Annotated in this window: 13 protein-coding genes; 3 read left to right on the plus strand and 10 right to left on the minus strand. The window is 56.4% G+C overall.

Features of this window, described 5'->3' with window-relative positions; translation table 11 throughout:
- Positions 1-190: 190 nt before the first annotated feature.
- The 7 genes from Q0796_RS01325 to Q0796_RS01355 all read right to left on the minus strand — a co-directional run bounded on the left by Q0796_RS01325 (position 191) and on the right by Q0796_RS01355 (position 8,936).
- A complete protein-coding gene (locus Q0796_RS01325; RefSeq protein WP_298439470.1) occupies positions 191-1,003 on the minus strand; it encodes an ATP-binding cassette domain-containing protein in 813 nt (270 codons plus the stop codon).
- Complete coding sequence (modB, locus tag Q0796_RS01330) at positions 1,000-1,686, minus strand: molybdate ABC transporter permease subunit (protein WP_298439472.1); 687 nt, start codon at positions 1,684-1,686, stop codon at positions 1,000-1,002. The genes Q0796_RS01325 and modB overlap by 4 nt, the downstream gene beginning before the upstream one ends.
- A gap of 121 nt (positions 1,687-1,807) precedes the next feature.
- The gene (locus Q0796_RS01335) at positions 1,808-2,428 is read right to left on the minus strand and encodes a molecular chaperone TorD family protein (protein WP_298439474.1); all 621 of its coding nucleotides are present in this window, start codon (positions 2,426-2,428) and stop codon (positions 1,808-1,810) included.
- A 425-nt stretch (positions 2,429-2,853) separates the two neighbouring features.
- Positions 2,854-3,471 carry a DMSO/selenate family reductase complex B subunit gene (locus Q0796_RS01340; RefSeq protein ID WP_298439476.1) on the minus strand — a complete coding sequence of 206 codons (618 nt, stop codon included), beginning with the start codon at positions 3,469-3,471 and terminating at the stop codon, positions 2,854-2,856.
- A gap of 17 nt (positions 3,472-3,488) precedes the next feature.
- On the minus strand, positions 3,489-5,984 hold the full coding sequence (locus Q0796_RS01345) for a DMSO/selenate family reductase complex A subunit (RefSeq protein ID WP_298439477.1): 2,496 nt from the start codon (positions 5,982-5,984) through the stop codon (positions 3,489-3,491).
- Positions 5,985-6,005: 21 nt separating this feature from the next.
- Positions 6,006-7,997 (minus strand): MtrB/PioB family decaheme-associated outer membrane protein, encoded by a 1,992-nt coding sequence (locus Q0796_RS01350; RefSeq protein WP_298439479.1) that lies wholly within the window; start codon positions 7,995-7,997, stop codon positions 6,006-6,008.
- A 12-nt stretch (positions 7,998-8,009) separates the two neighbouring features.
- A complete protein-coding gene (locus tag Q0796_RS01355; protein WP_298439481.1) occupies positions 8,010-8,936 on the minus strand; it encodes a DmsE family decaheme c-type cytochrome in 927 nt (308 codons plus the stop codon).
- A 356-nt stretch (positions 8,937-9,292) separates the two neighbouring features.
- On the opposite strand from Q0796_RS01355, the gene Q0796_RS01360 reads away from it, so the two are divergent.
- On the plus strand, positions 9,293-10,027 hold the full coding sequence (locus Q0796_RS01360) for a helix-turn-helix domain-containing protein (protein WP_298439483.1): 735 nt from the start codon (positions 9,293-9,295) through the stop codon (positions 10,025-10,027).
- A gap of 81 nt (positions 10,028-10,108) precedes the next feature.
- A complete protein-coding gene (locus tag Q0796_RS01365; RefSeq protein WP_298439485.1) occupies positions 10,109-10,564 on the plus strand; it encodes a hypothetical protein in 456 nt (151 codons plus the stop codon).
- Between the two features lie 99 nt (positions 10,565-10,663).
- Here Q0796_RS01365 and modA read toward each other — a convergent pair whose 3' ends face one another.
- The gene (gene modA / locus Q0796_RS01370) at positions 10,664-11,407 is read right to left on the minus strand and encodes a molybdate ABC transporter substrate-binding protein (protein ID WP_298439487.1); all 744 of its coding nucleotides are present in this window, start codon (positions 11,405-11,407) and stop codon (positions 10,664-10,666) included.
- Positions 11,408-11,585: 178 nt separating this feature from the next.
- Between modA and Q0796_RS01375 the strand changes: the two genes are divergently transcribed.
- The gene (locus Q0796_RS01375) at positions 11,586-11,735 is read left to right on the plus strand and encodes a hypothetical protein (RefSeq protein WP_298439489.1); all 150 of its coding nucleotides are present in this window, start codon (positions 11,586-11,588) and stop codon (positions 11,733-11,735) included.
- A gap of 692 nt (positions 11,736-12,427) precedes the next feature.
- Here Q0796_RS01375 and Q0796_RS01380 read toward each other — a convergent pair.
- Together Q0796_RS01380 and Q0796_RS01385 are read right to left on the minus strand one after the other, a co-directional pair.
- Complete coding sequence (locus tag Q0796_RS01380; protein ID WP_298439491.1) at positions 12,428-15,550, minus strand: efflux RND transporter permease subunit; 3,123 nt, start codon at positions 15,548-15,550, stop codon at positions 12,428-12,430.
- Positions 15,551-16,621 (minus strand): efflux RND transporter periplasmic adaptor subunit, encoded by a 1,071-nt coding sequence (locus Q0796_RS01385; protein WP_298439493.1) that lies wholly within the window; start codon positions 16,619-16,621, stop codon positions 15,551-15,553.
- Positions 16,622-16,680: the final 59 nt, after the last annotated feature.

A 16,680-nucleotide genomic window follows, 5' to 3' on the forward strand; every position in this document is an offset into this window, starting at 1 on the left:
CCACTAGGTTCAGCAACGACTTTGGTTAATGTTGTCTCATTTTTAGCGCCAATGGATCCGCCAAAGATGAGGGTAAAGGCAGTGGCAAAACAACAATTTGCCAAAACAACCAGCACACAACTTTAACTAAAGCCGCCCGAACAGTACAGCCGCCTTCGAGTGCAATGTGACAAAGCATACGCCAGAGGCGCTATTCTCGCCCCTTTAACCAGCTTGGTTCGCTCACCAGCCCCACCACCTGATCGGCGGCAAAATCTGGGGCGTAATCATCCAACTTGAGCGTGATCTCGCCTCGTTCCGCATTAAAAGCCACCACGGTGCCGATCCCCCGTCGCCGCGGCAACAGGTGATCCACCTGCTGGGCACTGCCACACATCTCTACTCGCCCTGGAGTCATCACCACAATGGGCTCACACAGATGCAGGGTTTCCGCCACGCTATGGCTGATGAAGATAATAGGTAAGTTGCGACTCACCCGCTGTAAGAATGCCAAGATCCGTTGGCGTGAATCCACATCCAGCGCCGCCAATGGCTCATCCATTAACAGCAACCGCGGCGCCGCGATCAGTGCCCGTGCAATCGCCACCCGTTGCCGCTGCCCCGCCGACAACGACGGCGCCGGTTGTTCCAGCAGTTCCGCAAACTCACATTCGTTGGCCAGCTCATCAATGCCAAACAGCGGCTTTTGCGCTTGCCGTAACGCCAATTGCAGGTTTTGCCGCACCGTAAGGTGGGGGAACAAGCGGCTGTCTTGAAACACCATGCCGATGTTGCGTTTGTCCGCCGCCACAAAAATCTTGTTGTTGCTGTCTTGCAGCACCTCATCGCCCAGCACAATGGTGCCTTGCAAGCCATCTTCCAAGCCGCAGATGGCACGCAGGATGCTGGTTTTGCCCACCCCAGAGGAACCGAAGATGCCGATGGCGCCCGCCAGCTGCAGATCCAACTCAAAATTAAACACGAAGTCGCCAAGGCGACCGTGCAGATCAATGTGTAAGCTCACATCGCCCCCCAACTGCGGCGGCGTCGATCCATGCCCACATACAGAAACAGCAGCATCGTCAGCGACATCAACAGCAAGCCCCCCGCCAGCACATGGGCGCTGGCGTAATCCAGCGCCTCCACGTGTTCAAACAGGGTAATGGCGATCACTTGGGTTTCGCCGGGTATGTTGCCGCCGATCATCAACACCACCCCAAATTCCCCCAAGGTATGGGCGAACCCCAGCAGCCCCGCCAGCACAAAGCTGTGGCGGGTCATCGGAAACACCACATGATGAAAACGTTGGTATTTGTTCATGCCCAAGGTGGCGGCGGCTTCCAGTTCGCCTTTGCCTAAGGTGGCAAAACTGGATTGCAGCGGCTGCACCACAAACGGCAGCGAATAGATCATCGAGCCGATCACCAGCCCAGCGAAAGAGAACGCCAAAGTCGAGCCGGTTAACTGCTGATAAAACGCCCCCGGCGCGTACAGCGGCGAGAACAGCAACAGCAAGTAAAAACCCAGTACCGTTGGCGGCAGGATCAGCGGCAGCGACACCAGCGCTTCAACCAGCGGTCGATAGCGAGCACGACTGTGGGCCAACCACCACGCCAACGGCGGCGTTACCAACAGCAGCAAGCCAGTGCTAATGGCGGCCAGTTTCAAGGTAACGAATAACGCTTCAAAATCGGAGGAGCTCAACATCGAAAGAGGGGATCTCGTTGGGGCAGTAAGTCTGTCCTTAGCATGCCACAGGCATCGAATGAACACATCTACCGCGCCCTAGCGGATGCTGTGATCCACCGCCCAGCTTAGTGCTTTAGGCTTAGATATACAGCAGCACTTGTTTGGCGCTTAAACCCCGTTCCATCATTAACCGCTGCAGCAGCTGTGCCGTTAATTGGGCAAAACCGCGGTAATAGTTGCTGTCGGCCTGCTCAATGACGCAACTCAGCATCCGCGGTGCCCACGGCATCAGATGCTCGGTTAGCAGTTCATCCACCGCTGCTTGCTGATCGTTGCTCAGCAGCTGCCCCAAGATCCCCAACATGATGCCGATGTGATCCAGCGGCTGATGCTGATCTAGGCTCACCTGCACCTGCCAGCGCTGACAAAAGCGATTGAACGCTTGGCAGCTGTCGGCAAACAGCAGATTTTCCCGATCGGTGTAAACGCTGCCCCAAGGGTAAGCCAGCATCTTGCCCGGGCCGATAAACAGGCGGTAGTAATCGCGTTCTAAGCCGTCGACATCGGTGCTGGCCAGCGCGGATTGAATGGCGCTTATCGCCGCTTGATGCGCAGCGTCATCGCCAAACTGTGGCCACGCCGCCAGCATCTGCCCATCGCTAAATTGGCCAACAAACTCGGCATTGGGCCGATGAAAATAGAGATTATGCAGCACCCCACAGGCGGCGCTGGCTAACTGATATTGCTGTTTGTTATCCATGGTTTTCTCAATAAAAATACTGTGTCTGAGCTAACTGTTGGGGTTGCTTTGCTTAAGGCGTTATCGCTTTCAGCGCTCACCAATGACAGTGCTTGGCGGGGTTATGTCGCGGTGGCGACGACACCCAAAGGGGATAAATCCCCTTTGGAATCCCCATTGCCTTAAGCACAGCGTCATTTTCGCTCCTTGCACTGCGCCATTCGGCACGGCATCGATGCGCCATCCATGGCTTAGCGATGCATTCGCAACATCCTGTTGCTCAACCTCATTGTGCACTGCACCGCTCAACGCTGTGAATGCGGCAGAAAAGCGGGTGCAGCGTTCCTCTCTCGGCCAACTTAATTCCACAGCCAATTGACACACAGCCAATAAAAAGGCCAGACAGCCGAAGCCTGCCTGGCCTTAAATTACGTCACTACGACCACTTACACTTCAAAAGTGTTGATGATGGCGCCGCCGCTTTGGTTTAAGCGGTTCACCTTAATCACCATGTTCGGGTTGGTGGTGCTCGACGGTGCCAGCGGCTCGATGTCGGCGTTGCTGCCGTAAGTGGCACGCAGCTCGTCAATGGGGCCAAAGTCCAGCGCACGCATGGTGCAAGACTCAACACATACCGGCTTCAAGCCCGCTTTGATGCGATCGAAACAGCCATCACACTTGGTCATGACCCCGCGTTTGTCATCAAACTGCGGCGCATCGTACGGACAAGCACGTTCACAGCTGCGACAGCCAACGCAGACGCTGGCGTCGATGTGCACCAAGCCATCTTGCTTGCGCTTATGGCAAGCGCCGGTTGGGCAGGCCTTCACACACACTGGGTGCGAACAGTGGTTACAACCCATCGAGATGTAGTGAGTAAAGACGCTGTTTTCAAAGCTGCCATCGGCATTGGTTTGCCATTGGCCGCCGGCGTATTCATAGACGCGGCGCCACTTCACCCCTAAAGGCAGTTCGTTGTCGTCCTTACAGGACACGTGACAAGCCTTACAGCCTGTGCATTTGGTGGTATCAATAAAGAAACCGTACTGTGTTTGATCAGTCATGTTCAATAATCCCCAAATTAGGCTTCAAGCTTGACGCGAATGGTGTGCTGAGTGTTACCACGGCCGTATGGTGCTGGGTGGTACTTGGTCAGTACGTTGGAACAACCGCCTTTATCGACGCCGTTCAACTGCTCAGCCAGATACCAGGCGCCTTGCGCCATGCCCACTACCCCTGGGGCAACCCGTGGGGTTTTACGCAAGCGCACCTCGATGGTGCCGCGAGCGCTAGACAGTTTCACCAACTGGCCATTTTCAAAACCGGTGGCATCCGCAGGGTTCACCCAAACGCAATCTTCCACCGCTTCACGCAGCCACTCGACGTTGTGATAAGAGGAGTGCACTCGGCCCTTGGTGTGGTAACCCACCACCTGCAGCGGGAACTGCGCGGCACTGCCGTCGGTGGCTTCAAAGCCTTCCCAGGTTGGGACGTACTTGGACAGCGGCTCAATCTGATCCACCTGTTCGGTGGAGTTGTTAAACGGCACGCGAACCTGTGCCGCTTTGGCCCACTTCAGCGAGTAGATCTCAATCTTGCCCGATGGGGTGCCCTCAGCGGTCTTCACTGGGTTAGCAATGGCGGAGGATTCCACCGGCACATGCGCCCGCTTTAAGCCAATTTTCTGCGCTTCTGCGAAGGTGGCTGGCAAGTCAGTCACGCCTTTGCCTTCAAACTTGGCTTTGGCCTTGTCGTAAAACGACTGCAGCCACTGCGCTTCGGTTTTGCCTTCGGTGTAGGCCGCTTCGTCGCCGCCCATCGCTTTACACAGTTCCAAACCAATTTGGTACATATTGCGACAGTTGAACATCGGCTCCACGGCAGTCGACATGTACACCTGCGAGATGCTGTCGCCAGAGGCGTAGCCGTCGTAGGTGATGTCGTCCGATTCCAACCACGAGGTGTCTGGCAACACGTAGTCCGCCATCTTGGCGGTGGAAGTCATCCAGCAATCCACGACCACCAGCAACTCGACTTGCGATTCATCTTCCAGCAGCTCACGAGACTTATTGACGTCGGCGTGCTGGTTGATCAGCGCGTTACCAGAAGCGGAGAAGATCGCCTTAATCTTTGATGGCAGCGTCTTAGTGCCCGTGCTTGGGTTGACTTCGTAGTCATCCAAACCGGTTACGCCGTGGGATTCCCAGCTCATCTTATCGCCGTTCTCAACCGCTTCAGTCCAGTCGAAGAAACAGATCTTTGGCTTAATGGCGTTGCCACCGTCGCCCATCCGCCCTGGGTACACAGACTGGTTGGTTGGCAGTTCGCCATTGGTCACACCTGGGTTGCCAATTTTGCCGGTCAGAATGTTCAGCATGTAGGTGGCGCGCATGGTTTGCTCGCCGTTGGCTTGGCGGTTAGGGCCAGCGCCAGTGATGATGAACGGTGCGTTCGCGCCCATGATCCGATCCGCCAAATCGATGATCTGCTGCGCTGGAATGCCGGTGATGGCGGCGGCCCACGCAGGAGTTTTGGCGGTAGTAAACTTGCCTACGCCCATAATGTGGTCGTAGTAGTTCTCTTGCACGTCGATGACGTCGGCGTAGTCTGGGTTATCCAGTTTCGCTTGCTCCAACGAGGCTTGGTCGTAACCGATACAGTGCTGATCAATCCACGCTTTGGAGTTGGCAGCAACCCAACCGCTGTTGATCATCTGGTAAGCGATCGCTTCGGCCAAGGCGGCGTCGGTGCCCGGGCGAATTGGCAGCCAGCGGTTCTCTTTACCCAAGTTGGTGTCGGTGTAGCGCGGATCGATGATGGTGATGTCCAGATCGCTGCGCTTGTTGCCGTTTTCATCCAACAAAGCGTTCAGGAAATCAGCCTGTTCGCCAGCGCCGGACATGCGCATCTCAAACGGGTTGTAGCCGATGCCAACAAACACATCAGAGTGCTTCACTTGCGACAAAGAAGAACCCTTGGTGCCGCCAGTGCTGCCGTAAGTGGCCGGTGCCGCTTCGCGCAGCGCCGCCCAGGAGTAGTTGGAGTAGTAACCCAAGTAACCGCCAGACAGCGCCAAGGCGCGGCGAATGCAGTTGGCGTGGGCAAAGGTGTAGTAAGCGCCAGAGCCGTAGTGCATGTAGATCGCTTCGTTGCCAAAGTCGCTGCGCAGCTCGGTGGTCTTTTGGCCGATCTCAGCAAAGGCTTGCTCCCAGCTGATCTCTTCCCATTGGCCTGCACCCCGCTTGGTGCCCGGCTTACGCTTCAATGGCGTTTTTAAGCGATCGGCGGCGTAGGTACGCTGGCGTAAGGAGCGGCCACGCACACAGGCGCGCACTTGGTGATCGCCGTAAGCGTCGCTGCCGCTGCCGTCGGTTTCCACTCGGGTGATGATGCCATCGCGGGAGAACACCCGCACTGGGCAGTTGGCGCCACAGTTGACCAAACAGGCGGACCAGTTTACTTGTTCTGGCGCTTCAATCACTGGCGCTGGGGTATCAGCACTTTTGCTGCCACAGGCGGTGATGCAGCTTACTGCACCAGCGGTGGCGCTCAGTTTCAGAAAATCACGTCTTTGCATGATAAAACCTCAAATGTGTAGTTACAGGGCGTAGCTAAAGGTCAGCATCACCATGTGGGCGACGTCGTTGCTGTCCAGATCGCCAAGGGTGGTGTAGCTGCTGTGGTTAACGCTGGCGTAGTTGCTGTCGTAGAAACGCTGGTAGCGGTAATCGGCTTTCACTTGGGCCTTGGCGCTTAACTGGTATTGGGCGTAGATCGACGCATCGTGGAACCACGCCAAGTAGTCGCCGTAGTTAACGTCGCTGCTCAGTTCGGTCTTGGACTCGGATTCGCTAAAGCGGTAATCCATCCCCAGTTCCAACTTGTCTTGCAACAAGCCGCGATAACGGCCACCCACACCGATGTGGCTAAAGCGGTCGTCGATGTCCGCTTGATAGCGGCCACTGGCGTTCAGATCGGTTTGCTTAGATTCAATCCACTGCTGGCCCGCAAACAGCTGGGTCGACAACTGCGGCGACCACTGGTAACTCAGGCTCAGGTCGTAACCGGAATCTTGCGCTTCGGTCAGGCCAATTTCGGTGCTGCGGTAATCGTCATTGGCGAAACGCAACTTGGCGTCCATCACCAACGCTGGCAGCGGCGTGTGGCTAAGCGCCAGTTGCAGCTGCTGGCGATCGCGATCCGCCAAGTAGTACTTGCGCAGCAGCACGTTACTTTCGTCCGAGGTGGCCGCATCCGCTTGGTATTGCGAGCCATCACGACGGCTGAACTCCGCGTCCAGCGCCACTTTCCAGTGCTGCCATTGCTTCAGGTTCAGACCGGCAAACAGGCGCTGTTCGTCGGTTTTCTCGGTCACGGTGTCGGTCAGCTCTTTGTCGATTTGTTGCACACCGCCACTAATCTTGATGCCCTTCGCTAAGCGGTAATCGGCGCTCAGCTGCCACGACTGTTTTTGTCGATCCAGCGCCACGTTTTCCACCGCCCGGCCGTTGTCGTTATCGAAATCGATGGACTCAAAGGCACGAATTGGGGTTTGGTTGTCGCGATCGCGGTAATCAAACTGGGCTTTAATGCGCAGCGCGGCACTGGCACGGTGCAACCAACGGGCGTTGATGGCCAAGGTTTCCACCTCGGCATCGGCACTGTGAATGCCGGCGGCTACGCCTTCGGTGGTGACAAACTGCTGATCTTGGTAGTGCCAGCTTTGCACCACCCGAGCCGAGAGGCTGTGGCGATCAAAACGGTACTGGCCAAAACCGATCAGCTGTTGCAGCTCGTTGTCTGGGGCGGCGGCATTGATGCTGCCACCGGCCATGGCGTTAAGGCCGATCACGTCGTTATTGAACTGGCTGTTTTGGTATTTCAGCCCCGCCAACCAGCGCTCGCCGCTCAGCTCGCCACCGGCACTGACGGTGTGGGTCACTTGATCCACTGGGGCAACGTAGTGCACCGGCGCGCCGGAGGTGTTGGCGTCTGGCAGGCTGATAAACTGGCTGTAGTTAGCTTGCTGCCCGGTTTTGCTCTGGTAGCGGTAATCCACAAAACCACGCCACGCATCGCCTTTAAACTCGCCGCCCAACAGGTAGCTTTCGCGCTTAAGCTGCAAGCTGCGATCACTCACCTGATTATCCAGCTCAATCACGCCATCACGGATAAGGTACTGGCTTTGGGCGTTATCGCTGTGCACCCGCAGCTGGCTTTGATAGCCCGCATACAGACCGATGCCATCAGCGCCATAGCGCAGCTCGCCATGGCCGGTTTCCGCGCCCAAGTTGTGGGCTTGCACAAGCAGGCGGCCATGGTCGGCGTCGTTAAAGCTTAGGTTCGCTTGCAACGCCAGCGCTTCGCCATCGTCTTGGCCAAAGCGATTGGCGGCTTTGGCGTCGTCGCTGCTGACGCTCAACAGCGACAAACCCACTTGGCCGTTATCGGCTTCGGTTTGGCAGCGTTTGCACGCCCACTTCGCTTTGTTGACGGTGGCAGTATTGGCCTCGTGCAGATTAAAACTGGCGGCCTGCACGGCACCAACGTTAACCAAGGCCAGAGCGACCAGACTGAGTTTCATCTTCATCGTCTCTCTCCGTTACTTACGCAGGTAGTTGCCGCTAGGGTGATTGGAACCGTGCACCTGGCTGTGGCAGTTCAAGCAGCTGGCACCGGTGGTAAATACCCCATCCGGTTGCTCGGCATTAAACTGGTGGCCATCGGGTTGGTGACAGTTTTGACACAGCTGTGGCGCTTGGCGCGTCAGCAGGTTGTCGTTAACGCTGCCGTGCACTTGGTGACAGTTGGTGCAGTCGTCCACCACGGGTTCGTGCTCCCACAGGAAGGGGCCACGTTTTTCAGCGTGGCAATCGGCACAGCTATCATTGATGCTGGTTTGCTTCAGGCTGGCTTCTGACAACGAACCATGCGGCGCGTGACAGTCGCTGCAGACCATGGCGCCATTGACCATTGGGTGACTGCTGCGTTTGTGCATGTCCGCTTGTTGTTCGGTATGACAGCTGCTGCACTGCGCCACTTGCTGGCTGCGATCCAGAATTGGGTCGCGACTAACGTGGACGCTGTGACAGCTAACACAGGAGAGATCTTCCGCCGCATGCAGGGAGTCGTGCCAGGCCATGCGCTCGCTGTCTTGGTGACAGGAGAGACAGACGCTGTCTTGCAGCTGGGCATCAACGTTGCCGTCGGCGCCGAACTGGATCATCGGCTCATTCTTGCCTTTGTGTTTGCCCTGAGGCCCATGACAGGTTTCGCACTGCAGCTGTGCCATCGGCCCATTACTGTGGCTGGCGTTGCCATGCACCCCAGTAAACAGCGCCATCACCGTGTCGGATTTGCGGTGACACATCAAACAGCTGTCGGCGCCTTTTTTGGAGTAGTTACCACTTTGAAATTTTTCCAGCAGCAGCGACTGGGCGCTCTGCCCTTGCGCTGCTAACGCGGTAATAGGGCTACCAAAGACAGCCCCAAACACCACGGTTAGCACGATTTTTTTTAGATTTGCCATCACAGATCCACGCATGAGTTGCCCAAAATTTGGCTCATGCAAAGGATGACAAAATTGATTCAAGGCAAACGTAAGCTAGTTGTCTATCTCTGTGAGATCAGTTCACACTTTAGAGGTATTGACACAAATTACTTGCTCTAACCGTTGAACTTTATCGACTCAGATCGAATAAAATCATGGCTTGTGAACTGCCCAAACCTGCCCCTAAAGCCAGGCTGATGTTGCGCATCAAGCGTCAATTTAACCCTGCTGTTACTGGCGTAACCGCAACGATGCAGCACAGTAACGCTGACCACAGAATCGGACTCTATTTGGCAACCCATTAGCGACCACAGCGTCGAATTACAGGAACCACAATGAGCCAAGACGATAAGCCCAACAGCAACATCTTAAGTCTGTCGAAGCAGTTATTAGCGCGAGACGTTGAGCCACAAGTCGTCGCCGAACTGTTGAAATCCAGCTATTCGATCTCGTTTAAAAAAGGCGACGTGTTTCGCCCCAGCCTTGAAGACGCACAGATCATCTATTTCCGCTCGGGCTGCATGGTCGAGGTGCTGGCGCTGTCAGACGACAAAGAGTACGCCTCGTCGGTATGGACCGCGGGCTACATCATTATGTCGCTGCCGCGCAGCTACAATCGCTTTGAAAACCACAGCAACCACTACCATTGCCTGTTTGATTCCGAACTGACGGTGATCCCCGCTGCCAGTGTGCAGAAACAGTTCAATCGCTCGCGGCCATTAGCGAATTACGTGCTCAGCCGTGCCAGTGAATACCTCTATACCAGCCACGACATGGCGTTGTTGCGCTCGACGTTGGATAAGCGCGAAAACATCATTTTGCGGCTGATTGTGCTCTATATCCGCACCCCTGGGATCCGCTTAAAGCTCACCATTGACGATCTGTGTTTGCTTACCAACAGTACTCGCCAATATTGCGGCGAAGTACTGAAACAGCTGCAGCAAGACAACATTGTTCACAAACGCTACGGCTGCATTGAAGTGCTCGATCAAGCCCGCTTAATTGACTCGATCGATCCCAACGTAATGACGTTTTTAAGCAACTATATGGCGCTGGATAAACCCCAATAACTGGGGCTTTGAAGCGGCTAACAGAACCCCGTACGCCAAACTGTTACTGTGGCCTTACTGCATCACTGTTCCCGAGAAAAGATGACCGACAAGTTTCGTTATCGCCGCGCCCTAAGCGGCAAATGGCAGATGGCCGAACACGCTAAAACGGTGGAAACCGCGCTGGCGATGGAAGCGCAGCTGCACCTGTATTTTAGCGGCGCCACCAGTCTGGACACCGTCGCCAACCACATCACCGAGCAGGTGCTGGCACAGCAGCCGGAGTTGCTGCCGCAAACCGATGAGATCAGCCCAGAAGCGTTGCTGCAGATCATCGCGTTGGCCGCCCAAAGCACGGTATTGCAAGCGTTAGAGCAGCCACAGCCGAGCCAAACCGCCATGCTGACTCTTACCGTGGCACAGCACTTTGCCCGCAAGCGGTTTGAGCCGGAATTGGCCGAACCTTACGTGCAGTTGCAGCAGCAGATCCTCACCTTGCATCAGCACTGGCAAACCATGCTCAATCAGCGTCAGCGCAGCCAACGCAGCATCGGCTAAGCCCCTAAGTCGGCCCCCACCCAAATCAACAAGGCCAGCTCTATTGAGCTGGCCTTGTTGGTTTACGCCTTTTATCGGCTATCAAACCGGCGCGGTTTATCAGCTGCGACAGCGTTGCAGCAGCGCGTCACCATCGACGGTTTGGGTCAGGTAACCGTTGGCTTGCAACGGTTGCTCGGCTTGCACCACAAAGCGCAAAAACGCGCAGGCGTCGGCCATTGAGTGGGTTCGATTTAACACCACCGCTTGCTGCTCAATCGGCTGATACCAACTCGGTGGCACCAGCCAGTATTCCGCGCCATTCACCTTGGCCGCTTTCAGGTGCGACAACGCCACCAAGCCCGCTTGGGCATTGCCGCTTTGCACATATTGGTAGGCTTGCAAAACATTGCTGCCGCGCACCAGCGACGGCGGGTTTTGCGGTCGCAGTTTCGCCAGTGTTTGTTGGGCGGCCACCCCATAAGGGGCGGTGCGCGGGTTGGCTATGGCAAGGCGGCGATCCCATTGGCTCAGCAGCTGCTCGGCCGCCACTTGGCCGGGGCTCCAAAACGCCAACACGCCAGTGGCGTAGGTGATGCGGCTGCCGCTTTTGGCTTGCTGGTTTTGTTCCAGCAACTTCGGCCGCTCGATGTCGGCAGCAAAGAACAGATCGTAGGGGGCACCATGCAAAATCTGCGTGTACAACGCGCCCGTTGAGCCCGCCGAGATCTGCACCTTAACCCCAGTTTGCTGCTGATAATCCTGCGCCACTTCGGTTAAGGCTTGCTTAAAGTTAGCGGCTACCGCTACTCGCAATGATTGCGCTTGTGCCACCCCCGTAAGCGCCAGTGCACTGATAACCATTCCAATTGTTCGCCAACGTAGTGCCATCAACCGCTCTCTTTCCCAGATAAGAAGCCCCAGTGTAGGGACGCCACCCCAAAACTCTACCGCCAAACAGTAAAAAGTTTGTCCACCACACAGTTTTGGCAGTTGCCCCCACGTTGATCTATACCAACCACAGGCCAACGGGAGAAAAACCATGAGCACGTTGATCAGCAATCACATTCAAGATCGCCGCCAGCAGCAGCGGCGCCAATACCACGAACGCCGGGATCAGGTACGGTTTGCCGATGACCAAGGCGATCGCCGCCGCCAGTGTCGGCGCCGCATCGACCGCGGCCAAAATTGAACTGACGTATGCGATCAGCGGCAACCGACGCCATAAAAAAAGGCTGTGTATTAGTTAACTGTTGGCGTTGCTGCGCAGTAGCTATTGTCGCCTGCGGCGAGCTTCGATGGCACTGCTTTCAAGTGGTTATGTCGCAGTGGCGACGGCACCCAAAGGGATTCTCCCTTTGGGTGCCCATTGCCTTAGCACAGCTCAACTTTCGCTCCTTGCACTGCGCCATTCGGCACGGCATCGATGCGCCATCCATGGCTTAGCGATGCATTCGCCACATCCTGTTGCTCAACCTCATTTTGCAGTACACCGCTCAACGCTGTGATGCGGCAGTAAAGCCAGTGCGGCGTATCTGTCACGGCTAAGTCATCATCTGGCGGTGATAACTTTCTGCCGACTTGGTGACGCCGAGTGCAGCCGTGATGGAGTAAAGCCGAAGGCAGGATGCCGTAGAGGCCAGTTAAGCCATGGATGGCGCATCTGGCCGTTGCTGTAACGTAATGCGGCGAAAACGAGGGGCTGTCGTCACCTCGGAGGCGCTCGGGATTGCAAAGGGGCTAGTCCCTTGCCCGCCGCCGGGCGGTCCCGGCAATGACCTTTATGCCGCAGCGGGTCATGCACAATAAGTTCAACAGCTCATTGGTACACAGCCATAAAAAAGCACCCTTGCGGGTGCTTTTGGTGTCGGTTGCTCTGTGCCGTTAACTGGCTTTGTCCATCAGCACCGTGTTGTCTTGTTGCAACTGCTGCTCCAGCTTGCGGCTAACAAATTCTGGGCTGTTGGTGTGGCGTGCCAGTAAGTGGTACACCACTGGGATCACAAACAGGGTAAACAGGGTGGCAACGGTGATGCCGGTCATCACCACGACCCCAATCACAAACCGAGTTTCCGCCCCTGCGCCACTGGCCAGCACCAATGGAATGGCGCCAGCGGCGGTGGTAATGCCGGTCATCAAGATCGGTCGTAAGCGCGCCTGCGCCGCTTCAATGATCGCGTCTTCAAACTTGCGGCCTTGATCCCGCAGCTGGTTAGCAAATTCAACAATCAAGATGCCGTTTTTGGCGGCGAGACCAATCAACATAATGATGCCAATTTGCGAGTAGATATTGAGGCTTTGATCGGTGAAGTACAGCCCCAGCAAGGCACCAAAGGTGGCCAATGGCACCGTTAGCATGATCACCAGCGGGTGCACGTAGCTTTCGAACTGCGCCGCCAGCACCAAGAACACCACCACCAGCGCCAAGGCAAACACGAACACAATGCCGGAGCCAGACTCTTGGTAATCCCGCGATGGGCCCTTGTAAGAGACCACCACTTCCTCTGGCAGCTGGCTGTCGACAACGCCGTTGAGGTAATCCAGCGCCTCACCCAAGGTGTAACCTTCGGCTAGGTTGGCTTCAATGGTGATCGCGCGCAGTCGGTTAAAGCGGTTTAACCGTGGCGCACTGGCGTACTCTTCAACGCTAACGAGGTTAGACAGTGGGATCAGCTCGCCGCTGCGCTCGGAGCGCACGTACAAGCCTTCCATGTCGCTGGCGTTGTTTTGCCGTTCGCGCTGACCTTCGATGATCACGTTGTACTCTTCGCCACGCTGCACAAAGGTGGTGACGTAACGCGAGCCGAGCATCGATTCCAACGTTGATCCGATATTGCGGATAGACACGCCGAGATCCGCCGCACGATCTTGGTCAATCTCAACCCGAAACTGTGGCTTGGTTTCTTTGTAATCGTGATCGAGGCCAGTTAAGCCTGGGTTCGTACGCGCGGCAGCCAATAAGGTATCGCGCCACTGGGCCAGCTCTTCATAGGTGCCGCCGCCAAGCACAAACTGCACCGGCTTGCCGACCCCCCGGCCAAAGGCTTGGCGCATTACAGGGAAGGCCCGCACCCCAGCCAGATCGCTTAAGCGTTTGCGGATATCGGCAATAATGGCGTTGGCTGGGCGACGTTCCGACCAATCGGCCAGATTGATAATGGCCATGCCACCAGAGAAATCGGCGGTGTTGCCAAAGCCACGAGGGGCGCGGATCAGCAGGCGCTGAATTTCGCCCGAGTCCACCAGTGGCATCAGGCGGAACTCCACTTCGTTCATGTATTCCGAGATCTGCTCGAAGGTGGCCCCTTCTGGGCCACTGACCATCACAAACATCGAGCCCCGATCCTCACGGGGGCTGAATTCGCTTGGCAGCTTGTTCACTAACCACGCCGATCCGGCAAACGCGGCCACAATCAGCCCCGCCACCAACCACGGCTGCCCAACCCATTGCTGTAAGGCGCGGCGATAATGTGCCTTAACCACATCCAAACCCGCGTCTATCTTGCGGCTCAGCCACGGCTCTTTTTCAACCGGCTTAAGGATGTTGGCGCCCATCATTGGGCTGAGGGTTAACGCCGTAAGCGACGACAGCAACACCGCGCTGCTCATGGCGATGGAGAACTCACGGAACAGCTTGCCCAAATCCCCTTCGAGGAAGCCAATCGGCAGGAACACCGCGATCAACACCAAGGTGGTGGCGACAATGGCGAACCCCACTTGGCGGGCCCCTAAAAACGCGGCTTTGAGCGGTGGCTCGCCCAGCTCAATGCGACGGTGGATGTTTTCCAACATCACAATGGCGTCGTCCACCACCATGCCGATGGCCAAGATCATCGCCAGCAGCGTCAGTAAGTTGATGGAGTAACCCAGCGCGTACAACACAATAAAGGTGCCGATCAGCGATACCGGTACGGTTAAGGCGGGGATCAACATGGCGCGCACGCTGCCAAGGAACAGGAAGATCACCAGTACCACCAGCCCCATGGCGATAAACAAGGTGCTGTAAACCTCGTCAACCGAGGCTTGAATGAAGACGGAGGAATCGTATGAATGGGCGATGTGCATGCCCGAAGGCAGCGTCTGGTTCAGTTGCTCCACCAGCGCATTAACCCCCTGCGCCACGGCTAAGGTGTTGGCGGTTGACTGGCGGGTAATGCCGATGCCGATCATGTCTTGCTGGTTGCCACGGAAAGTAATGCGTTCCTCTTCCGAGCCCAGCTCCACTCGCGCCACATCGGCTAAGCGGATCCGGTACCCATCGGCGCTGTTGCCCACAACCAGCTTGGCAAAATCTTCCGGTTCAACGTAGCTGCGCTGCACTCGTACCGAGAACAGGCGCGACTTAGACTCTAAGTAACCGGCGGGCAGCTCTACGTTTTCGCTGCGTAAGGCCGATTCAATGTCACCTACGGTTAAGCCCCGCGCCGCCAGCTTCTGCCGATCAACCCAGATCCGAACCGCGTACTCTTTGGCGCCACCAAGGTATACGTTAGCAACGCCGTCCAGCACCGAGAATCGATCTTGCAGGTAGCGTTTGGCAAAGTCCGTCAGCTCAATGGAATTAAGCCGATCCGACTCTAGGTTGAGCCACATGATCACCTCGGAGCTGCCAGAGGCTTTGTTTACCTCCGGTGGATCCGCTTCCTCAGGCAGGTTATCTAAGATCCGCGCAATCCGATCTCGCACATCGTTGGCGGCGGCGTCGATGTCGCGGCCAATATCAAACTCCAACGTTACCGACGAACGGCCATCGCGACTGGATGAGATGATGTCGCGGATCCCTTCAATGCCCGAGACTCGATCTTCCACAATGCGGGTAATGCGGCTCTCAACAATCACCGCCGAGGCGCCGTTGTAGTTGGTACTGATCTCCACTACCGGTGGATCAATACTGGGGTATTCGCGCAGCGGCAACTTATCAAACGCCACCAGCCCGAACGCGATGATCAACAGGGACAGTACCGAGGCAAATACCGGTCGGCGAACTGACAGATCAGAAATCACCATTTAACTGGCCTCCTGATAGCTGAAGTTTTCCTTCTCACGCGCGGTCACCGTTTGGCCTGGGCGCACTCGTTGTGCCCCTCGGGTGATCACCATTTCGCCCGTCTCTAAGCCGGTTTCCACTTCCACCCAGCCTCGTTGGCGGCTGCCAATGGTGATCTCTTTTTCCACCACTTTGCCATCGGCCACCACAAACACATACTGGCGGTTCTGGCGTGGAATGATCGCTTCTTCTGGCACGATGTTGCTTTGCCGTTCATCGACGGTCAGCTTTAGGGTCATCAACATGCCCGGGCGCAGCAGCTGCGCTTGGTTCGGTAACTTGGCACGCACCACCACCGCACGGGTGCTGGGATCCACACGGCTATCAATGCTGGCTACGGTGCCAGCAAAGGGTTGGGTAAAGGCCGCGGAATAAGCGGCAATGGGGCTGCCGGGACGCAGTTCATTGAGGTAACGTTCTGGCACTGGGAAGTCCAGATTCACCACCGAGATATCATCCAAGGTGCTGATCTGGGTATTGGGGCTAACCAAGGCGCCGGTGCTGATGTTGCGAAAGCCCAACACCCCAGTAAAAGGGGCTCGGATGTAGCGCGCTTCCACTTCGGCTTCGTTTTGCGCCACCACCGCCGCGGCCACATCAATGGCGGTGCGGATTTTATCCAGTTCGTTACTGGCGACGGTTTTGCTTTTTACCAAGCCTTCAATCCGGCTGAATTCGCGCTGCTGCTCAATCAGGTTGGCTTTGGCGGCGGTCAGTTTCGCGTCTTGTTCGGAGTGGTTTAAGGTCACCAACAGCTGATCTTTACGTACGTTGTCGCCATCGTCGAAATGGATCTGCGCAACGCGTTCGGTCACTTTGGCCGCCAGCTGCACCGATTCTCGTGCTTTTACGGTGCCCAAGGCTTCCACTTGTCGCTGCCACTGGGTTTGCGTTACCGGCGCCACCACCACACTGATGCTACCACCCCTGCGTTGTTGGCCATCCTTGCTCTCACTGCCCTGTTCTTTGTAATAGATGCTGCCGCCCAATGCGGCTGCTAGCACTACTGCGAAAATCGCCGTCTTCTTCATGGGTGTAGGTCCTTATGTTAGCTGCCCACAGTCTACTGCTCCCTGTCACCGGCACAATT

This window comes from uncultured Ferrimonas sp. (assembly GCF_947489035.1).
Lineage (GTDB): Bacteria > Pseudomonadota > Gammaproteobacteria > Enterobacterales > Shewanellaceae > Ferrimonas.